Raw genomic sequence first — 8,676 nt, forward strand, 5'->3', positions numbered from 1 at the left:
TTCTGAACTGCGGGCTCTGTTCTTTTATTTCAGACCATACCGTTTACTGTTTTGTACTTATACAGCATTTCTGCGTGATTCTGTTCTTCTACCTGGATATCAGCAAGCAGCTTACGCACGCCGCTGTCACCGAAAGCAAAAACTTCTGAATTATATTCTCCTGATACCAGTTTCTCTGTTGCAATACAGTCTGTTGCCAGAAAAGCATCCTGCTGTTTGTCCTCCGGGGAACTCATGGCTGTGTAGGTTGCTTTTGGCTGGTAATCTCTTCCGTCACTGTCGTTGCAGTTGCACTGCGGCACTTCGCCGTTCAGTACACGTTCCAGTGAATCGTAATGCTCTCTCTCCTTCTGCTGCAGCGTCTGGAAAAGATTTTTCAGTTCAGGATCTTTGGCCTGCTGTGCATATCTTCCGTATTTCTCAATACAGCTTTTTTCCTGTGTCTGTAGATCCTGGATCGTTGTGCGTTCTTTTTCTTTTAATATCATCGTATCTGCTTCCTCTCTTTCATTTTGCAATACGATGACAGTATCTGCCGTGATGGGAGATTTTATGCGTTTTTTCCAAGGATAATTTTAATAAGAAGCTTATCCAGCATGATCGTGCGGTTCCATGGGTTGAGGATCACACCTTCGATCCCATCAGTCCGGAGTGCGGTCTCAAACAATTTGTCGATGTCCGTCAGAAATGTGGATTTGACGCTGCCGCCGCCTTTCAGTTCTTCTTCAAAGCTGGTAAATGCTGCCCACCAGTTTCTGCCATCATCTGTTTTGATCGCTTCCAGGCGGATCTGGTCGTCGCCTTTTGGCGGTTCTACCGCGATGATGAGCTGGCCGCCTTCTTTCATTCGGCGGCGGATCACGGTAAGAGCATGCGCCAGCATCTCCTGCGTGGTTTCCTTTTGAAGCCCTGCAATTGCCTCTTCTATTTTTTCGTTGCCCTGTAAGCCTTTGTCTGTGTTGTTGTTCATGTTTCTTTTCCTTCTTTTTATATAATTACCTGGTAGTTACAAAATATTTTTTAATTCTTCCAGTTTGTAAATGATGTGATCTGCCACTTTTCCACCATTCTCTCTCGTATTCATGGACTTATCCCCAGAGTGCACAAACCAGCATGTGGACATTCCATATGCCTGTCCACCGGCAATATCTGCTGTCAGAGAATCTCCGATCATCATACATTCTGATGGATGAATTCCGGAAAAATCTTTCATGCATCCATCAAAAAACTGCTTCCCCGGTTTATCCGCACCAATCTTTTCTGATACAAAACAATGAGAAAAATATCTGAGCATATCTGCGCTTCTGAGACGGTTGATCTGCTGATCATAAGGGCCATTACTTGCGGCACATAAGAAGTAATCCTTTTTATATAGATATTCCAGAATTTCTTTCGCACCTTCTACCGGAACGGCGGTCAGATGAAGCAGTCTGCGGAATTCTTTTTCCATCTCTACACCATCCGCCTGCAATCCAAGATGTGCAAGGATCGCCTGCCAACGTACATAAAAAAGATCATCCATTGTCAGTTCTCTACGCTCAATCTTCTGCCAGATCTTGTTATTTTCCTCTGTAAAAACAGAAAACATTTCCGTTCTGTATTCCAGTCCTGCCTTCTGAAAACATTGCTCCATCCCCCACGCAGCCCCCGCGTCAAAATCCAGCAGCGTATTGTCAATGTCCAGAAAGAGGACTTTTATCTCATGGTTCATATTGTCTTTCCTCTTGACTTTTTTACATTTACCATAACATATATCCTCTATGTTTCCAAGAAAAAAAAGAGCTGGCGCTTCACGATTTTTTAATCGTTGAAGCGTCAGCTCCTTTCTAAATCAATAATCAAAATTATCAATATTGGATGTTACAAACAGGGAAAAATCTTCGTCCATATCTACTGTCAGAAGAGTATCATTGTTTACAAGTCCACTGAATGTACCGCTGAATTTCCTTCCATTAAAGATCTCTCCTGAAATCTTTACCTCTGTGATCTGTCTGTCATCTGGAAGGATTTCTGCTGTTTCTGAACTGCTTGTTCGGATGTCTCCGACTTCAAGCTCTTTGTCCCCGTTATAGATCACGTGAACATTTTCCAGTTTAAATGCAGTGCTGTTTTTGATCGTGATATAAGATGCCTCGGTATTATATGCCTTAACAACTTCCTGATCCTGCATGTTCAGTGCACCAAAAACTATAAATGCAGCTACAAGAACCAGTACTAAAATTTTTGAAATTTTTTTCATGAATTTTCATCTTTCCTTTTTATTATATAATTTTTCTATTATATTGATACTTGTATTGAATCAAAAAATCATTATACATGCTACATGTACTATCATAACACTTCACAGAACATTTTCCTATTCACGAAATAGACAAAATCCCACACCAAATATCACCGAAAATCGTAAAACATGAAGTATTTTTAAGATTCTGTAAAATGTCCGTCAAACCTCAGTAAATGCTATTGTTTTCTGAAAATTACGGTGTTATACTTCACAGCGTCAACTGTGAACGAACAATCAGGCCTGTGTATCTTTCCAGTTTCATTACATTTTTACTATATTTCCCTTATGCTAAAGGAGTTTAAATTATTATGAAAAGAAAATTGATCGTCGGCTTTTTAGCTCTCTGCTCTATCACAACTGTATGTCCTTCCGTTTACGCTTCCACTGAACATTACACAGACAGCAGCGTTACCGGTGCAGATTCCGGATGGTCTGACTGGGATGCAAACTGGGCAGATACAGCCGCTGATTTTACAAAAGTTTCCCTTACCCCTGGTGCTGATGATACACAGCTCAACTTCGCATGGTACAGCGAAAAAGGTGACAGCGATGCCACTCCTGTTGTACATTTTGGAACTGATAAAGATAACCTTGAAACATTTGAAGGTACTGCCGGTGATGTAGATCAGGATCTTACCGGTGACAAAGCCTATGAATATAACCACGTAACTGTAACTGGTCTTGAACCAGAAACAACCTACTATTATACAGTAGAAAAAAATGGCCAGCAGACAGACGTATGCGAATATAAAACTCAGAAAACAGATACCGTAAAAATGCTCTATGTCGGTGATCCGCAGATCGGTGCTTCCAAAGGCCAGACTCAGAACGGCGCAGAACTGACAAACGAATCCGGTGCTGCCAACACTGCTGCTGAGAACGATGGTTTTTCCTGGAACCGTACACTCAATACTGCTCTTTCCGAGAATCCGGATGTGAACTTCGTTATCTCCGCAGGTGACCAGGTAAACAAAACAGGTGAGGCAAAAGAAGAAGAGTACGCTTCCTATCTGAGTGCAGATGCTCTGAAATCTCTTCCTGTAGCAACAACGATCGGTAACCACGATTCCCTGAATCCTGATTATTCCTATCATTTCAATAACCCGAATAATACCGAAAACGGCAAAACAGCAGCTGGCGGCGACTACTACTACAGCTATGGCAAAGGACTTTTCATCGTTCTGAACACCAATAACTACAATGTTGCAGAACATCAGAACACCATCGAAGAGGCAGTAAAAGCTTACCCGGATGCAAAATGGCGTATCGTAACCATCCATCAGGATATTTATGGTTCCGGACTTGACCATTCCGATACAGATGGTATGATCCTCCGTACCCAGCTTACTCCTGTATTCGATGCAAACGATATCGACGTTGTTCTTCAGGGACACGACCATACTTACAGCCGTTCCAAAATGCTCTACGGAGATGGTCAGACCCACGGAAAATATGAGTTTAGCCTGAACGCAGACGGTACGGACTATGACTGGGATCACGCTACAAATGTAGATACCGGTGACCAGATCGCACTTGCTCCGGAAGAAGGCGATACAGACGCACAGACCGCTCTGGATGCTTTCCATGAGGACAACAACTGCTATACCATCGAAGATGTAGAAGGAAATACTGTTACAGATCCACAGGGTATCCTCTATATGACAGCCAACTCCGCTTCTGGTTCCAAGTACTATGAGCTGCTTTCCACTCAGCAGGATTATGTCGCAGCCCGCAGCCAGAACTGGCTTCCAAGTTATTCCGTGATCACAATGACTGATGATTCCTTCTCCATTGATACCTACCAGATCACTGATGACGGTAAAGCAGAAGCTATTGATGATACCTTTACAATCCAGAAATCCGGTACAGATACATCTGCCGACACCACAGATGCTGCTGAAACGGAATCCGATGACTCAGCAAACTAAGGATTCCAAAATCCTATGACTCACACCAGCTTTACCGGACTACTTTCCAGAAAAAAAGTGGTCCGGTATCTTATTTATTTACTATTTGTCTGTGTGTTCGCTGTTTTTGTCTTCAAGCTTAATCAGGTTGAAAAAACAGAACTGGTCGTCCGGACAGGTCAGACATTTGAAAAAGCAGAAGTTACAGAAATCCTTCAGGATAATCTTGATTCTAATGGAACTCGTGTCGGTGAGCAGAAAGTGCGTGTAAAAATGCTCACCGGCGCGCGAAAAGGAGAAGAACTTGACATCACCAGCAGCTCCGGTTATCTCTTCGGTGCCACCTGCAAAGTCGGGATGAAAGTCATCGTCATGCAGAGTGTTGCCGGCGAGACCACGATCGCCAGCGTTTATTCTCAGGATCGAGAATGGGTCATTTATATTTTTGCCCTGCTCTATCTTCTCGCATTGTGCGTCATTGGCGGTAAGCAGGGAATCAAAGGATGCCTTGGACTGATCTTCACTTTTTTCTGCGTGATCTTTGTCTATCTTCCGCTTGTGTATCTACGTTTTTCTCCGTTCTGGGCCGCTGTTTTTATCTGTTTTCTCACCACACTGGTCACTATGTACCTCATCGGCGGTCCTACAAAAAAGACCTGCGCAGCGACACTTGGCACACTGGCAGGCGTTGTTCTGGCCGGTCTTTCTGCCTGGTGCTTCAGTAAGGCATCCGGCATCTCCGGCTACAATGTATCTGATATCGAGACACTTATGACTCTCTGGAATACCAACCGCATCCAGGTAGGCGGACTTCTTTTCTCCGGGCTCCTGATCTCGTGTCTCGGAGCCGTTATGGACGTCGCCATGTCGATCAGCAGTGCCATTGATGAGATCTACAAACAGAACAATTCCCTGACTCGAAAAGAACTGTTCAAAGCAGGCATGCGTGTCGGAAGGGACATGATGGGAACAGACAGCAACACCCTGATCCTCGCATTCGCCGGAAGCAGTGTCAGCACACTTCTTCTGGATTACGCCTATGACCTTCCCTATCAGCAGATCATCAATTCCAATAACATTGGTATCGCGATCATGCAGGGCCTTGCCGGAAGCTTCGGCATCGTGCTCTCCGTTCCGCTGACAGTTCTGATCTGTACGGTTCTGTTTCATAAAAATGAAGCGGTTTCGCAGGTATGATCATTTTTCCATATTTTATATAAAAAACTCTCTACTTCTACTATTTACATACATAAATATTGGCGTTAAAATAAAACCATTGGGTCAGAATCTGTCTGGCCCTTAATTAAACTTTATGTAGAGGGGAAAATCGAAAATGAAAGAAAAAGGAAGTAGTTTTTCCGGATCGATCGGCTTCGTTCTGGCGGCTGCCGGAAGTGCCGTTGGTGTGGGAAACATCTGGAGATTTCCATATCTCTGTGCCAAGGACGGCGGCGGATTATTTCTGCTGATCTACCTTGTTCTGGTACTGACCTTCGGGTTCGTACTGCTGACAACAGATGTGGCGATCGGACGAAAAACAAAGAAAAATGCACTCAGAGCCTTCGAAGCTCTCAATCCGAAATGGAAATTTCTTGGTAAGCTGACATTTCTTGTGCCGACACTGATCATGACTTATTACTCTGTCATCGGCGGATGGATCACAAAATATTTTGTTACCTATATTATCTCTGACGGAACGGATGCCGCTGCAGATGGATATTTTACATCATTTATCACATCTGACATTGCACCGATCGTATTTATGCTGGTCTTTCTCGCACTGACTGCATGGATTGTTTTCCGAGGTGTAGAAAAAGGAATCGAAAAATTTTCCAAGATCATCATGCCTGGGCTGATCCTTTTGATCCTGATCATTGCGATCTTTTCACTGACACTGACACATACCGATGCAGATGGAACTTTCCGCACAGGGCTGCAGGGACTTGCTTTTTATGTAAAACCTGATTTCAGTGGACTGACTGTAAAACGTTTCCTGGAAATCCTTCTGGATGCGATGAGCCAGCTTTTCTTTTCCTTAAGTGTTTCCATGGGAATCATGATCACTTACGGATCTTATGTCAAAAATGAAGTCAATCTGAACAAAGCAACAAACCAGATTGAGATTTTTGACACTGGTGTCGCTTTTCTTGCAGGAATGATGATCATCCCGGCTGTATTTGTATTTCTTGGCACAGACGGTATGGCTTCCGGACCAAGCCTTATCTTTATCTCACTGCCAAAAGTATTCGACGCCATGGGCATCTTTAGCCGTCCGGTAGCAATTGCATTTTTCCTGATGATGGGTTTTGCTGCGCTGACTTCCTGCGTTTCTGTCATGGAAACTCTGGTCGCAAACTGCATGGAACTTTACCACAAACCGCGCAAAAAAATGTGCGGTGCTGTCGGTATTTACTCCCTGATCACGGCTGTTCTGATCTGTCTTGGATACAACAAACTGTACTTCGAACTGAAACTTCCAAACGGTTCTGTCGGACAGCTTCTTGATGTTATGGACTACATCAGCAACAGTTTCCTGATGCCTTTTATCTCACTTCTGACCAGTATTCTGATCGGATGGGTGATCGGTCCGGACTGGATCGTAGGAGAGGTGGAACGAAACGGAGAACACTTCAAACGTGCCGGTCTTTATCGCTTTATGATCCGTTATGTTGTGCCGGTTGTTATGCTGGTTCTGTTCCTGGTATCTACCGGATTTGCTGATCTCATCTTCTAATTTATTGCTATATTTTCACGAAAAAAGCTCCCCCGGGCTGGTTACCTTTTTTTAGAAAAAGTACCTGCCTGGAGGAGTTTTTTGTATGTATGTTTGTGTTTATACAGTAATCTTGAACCAGTCTTTTTCTTCGAAATCAACGACGGTACAATCGTTTGCATAGGTGCATTCCGGAAGAATGATCATTGCATGAAGTTCATCATTATTCAACGGAAGCGGACAGAGGTGCCAAATCGCTGCGTTGATCTTGACCATGCATCCCTTTGGTACGATGAATGCCTTGGCAAGTTCCGGGACTGGTGTACCGCCAGATGCCGGTGCTACATGAATGATCATGTCATCATCCAATGCTACGATTCCTTCCCACGTGGTTGTGTGATATTCTGCCATTTTGATAATCCTGTCATCCTTACGGACTGCGATCGGAGAAAACGCGATACTGCCTACACAGGTTCCGGAAATACGGTCCGGATAAAACTTATGGATCTCGCCTGCCAGTGGATATCCCTCCGGTTCTGTCATATTGCAGAATGTTCCGTACGGAGCAAAATCTGCCGCATTGATCTTAACTGCTTTTACTTCTCTCATTAAAAGAACCTCCTCTTTTTGATAAAACCCCATTGATAATTTTAATAAACTCAGTATAGCATAGCACTGTCATGTCCTCAAGGTTAAGGAAATACTGAGTTGCGGCATTCTTTTACGGTTGGTATAATCTATAATAAATACTATTCATAAATCACTCATACAAAGGAGTTTTTAGATGATCCTGGAAGTTTGTGTTGACTCTGTGGAATCCGCTGTAAATGCAGAACTTGGCGGTGCTGACCGCATTGAATTATGCGGTGACCTGATCGTGGGCGGGACCACGCCCTCGCTTGCTTTATACGAAAAAATACGCGAAAAGATCAATATCCCTATCCATGTGCTTCTACGTCCTCGATTCGGAGATTTTCTGTACAGTGAAGAGGAAATTGAGATTCTGGTCCGACAGGCAGCGACCTTTTCCGCAGCCAGTGCTGATGCTCTGGTGATCGGATGCCTGACCGCAGATGGACAACTTGATACAGAGGTATTAAATCGAATTATGGATGCCGGAAAAAGTACTCCATATAATCTACATCGTGCTTTTGATATGTGTCGTGATCTGGATGAAGCACTGGAAACTGCCCGAAAACTTGGCATTGTTTCTATTCTTACTTCCGGCGGAGTCGCCTCTGCTCCTGATGGTATTCAGACTCTGAATCGTCTGAAACAAAATGCCGGAAATGTTGATATCATGGCAGGTGCAGGAATAAATTCTCAGAATCTTTCTTACATGCTGGAACGCTCCGATCTAACTGCATTTCATATGTCCGGAAAGAAAGTTCTGCCAAGTCAGATGAAGTACCGTAATCCACATGTAAATATGGGAATGCCCGGATTTTCCGAGTATGAAATCCTTCGCACAGACACAAAAGAAATCCAGAAAGCGAGGGCTGTTCTGGATTCTTGGAAGTAGATGATTACGATGTTTTACCAGAATCTGTCAGATTCCAAAATACTCATTTTTCTGCCAGTGCATGCTCGTAAATCTCACGGTCAAGGTCTTTGAAGACATTGAAGATTACTTTCTTTACGCTGGTTTCCTGCTGCAAAAACTCACGCACTGTATGTACTGCAATCTGTGCCGCACGTTCTTTCGGAAAGTGGAATTCTCCGGTGGAAATACAGCAGAAAGCCACACTGTGAATCAGCAACTCTATCCTCAC

The 8,676-nt window shown here is 43.8% G+C and carries 10 protein-coding genes; 4 read left to right on the forward strand and 6 right to left on the reverse strand.

All coding sequences use genetic code 11. The features are described from left to right. Positions 1 to 29: 29 nt before the first annotated feature. The 4 genes from WMO75_RS12685 to WMO75_RS12700 form a co-directional block, all read right to left on the reverse strand. Positions 30 to 488 carry a ferritin-like domain-containing protein gene (locus tag WMO75_RS12685; protein WP_022214109.1) on the reverse strand — a complete coding sequence of 153 codons (459 nt, stop codon included), beginning with the start codon at positions 486 to 488 and terminating at the stop codon, positions 30 to 32. A 62-nt stretch (positions 489 to 550) separates the two neighbouring features. Further along, a complete protein-coding gene (locus tag WMO75_RS12690) occupies positions 551 to 970 on the reverse strand; it encodes an SseB family protein (RefSeq protein WP_022214110.1) in 420 nt (139 codons plus the stop codon). Between the two features lie 36 nt (positions 971 to 1,006). Beyond that, positions 1,007 to 1,711, reverse strand: a complete 705-nt coding sequence (locus tag WMO75_RS12695; RefSeq protein WP_118698449.1) for an HAD family hydrolase — start codon at positions 1,709 to 1,711, stop codon at positions 1,007 to 1,009. Between the two features lie 120 nt (positions 1,712 to 1,831). Then, positions 1,832 to 2,239 carry a DUF5300 family protein gene (locus WMO75_RS12700; RefSeq protein WP_349078141.1) on the reverse strand — a complete coding sequence of 136 codons (408 nt, stop codon included), beginning with the start codon at positions 2,237 to 2,239 and terminating at the stop codon, positions 1,832 to 1,834. A gap of 353 nt (positions 2,240 to 2,592) precedes the next feature. Here WMO75_RS12700 and WMO75_RS12705 point away from each other — a divergent pair, with 353 nt between their 5' ends. The 3 genes from WMO75_RS12705 to WMO75_RS12715 all read left to right on the forward strand — a co-directional run bounded on the left by WMO75_RS12705 (position 2,593) and on the right by WMO75_RS12715 (position 6,925). Then, the gene (locus WMO75_RS12705; RefSeq protein WP_349078143.1) at positions 2,593 to 4,212 is read left to right on the forward strand and encodes a purple acid phosphatase family protein; all 1,620 of its coding nucleotides are present in this window, start codon (positions 2,593 to 2,595) and stop codon (positions 4,210 to 4,212) included. Between the two features lie 15 nt (positions 4,213 to 4,227). Then, entirely contained in the window at positions 4,228 to 5,388 is a 1,161-nt protein-coding gene (locus tag WMO75_RS12710; protein ID WP_349078144.1) for a YibE/F family protein, read from the forward strand. A gap of 136 nt (positions 5,389 to 5,524) precedes the next feature. Beyond that, on the forward strand, positions 5,525 to 6,925 hold the full coding sequence (locus WMO75_RS12715) for a sodium-dependent transporter (protein WP_349078145.1): 1,401 nt from the start codon (positions 5,525 to 5,527) through the stop codon (positions 6,923 to 6,925). Positions 6,926 to 7,024: 99 nt separating this feature from the next. On the opposite strand, the gene WMO75_RS12720 is transcribed toward WMO75_RS12715, so the two are convergent. Further along, the gene (locus WMO75_RS12720; protein ID WP_022214116.1) at positions 7,025 to 7,513 is read right to left on the reverse strand and encodes an ureidoglycolate lyase; all 489 of its coding nucleotides are present in this window, start codon (positions 7,511 to 7,513) and stop codon (positions 7,025 to 7,027) included. A 175-nt stretch (positions 7,514 to 7,688) separates the two neighbouring features. On the opposite strand from WMO75_RS12720, the gene WMO75_RS12725 reads away from it, so the two are divergent. Further along, entirely contained in the window at positions 7,689 to 8,426 is a 738-nt protein-coding gene (locus WMO75_RS12725; RefSeq protein ID WP_349078146.1) for a copper homeostasis protein CutC, read from the forward strand. 43 nt (positions 8,427 to 8,469) lie between these two features. On the opposite strand, the gene WMO75_RS12730 is transcribed toward WMO75_RS12725, so the two are convergent. Then, the coding region (locus tag WMO75_RS12730; protein ID WP_349078148.1) for a macro domain-containing protein at positions 8,470 to 8,676 on the reverse strand (207 nt) is incomplete at its 5' end.

This window comes from Blautia intestinihominis (assembly GCF_040096655.1).
In the GTDB taxonomy this organism is placed as follows: domain Bacteria; phylum Bacillota; class Clostridia; order Lachnospirales; family Lachnospiraceae; genus Blautia_A; species Blautia_A intestinihominis.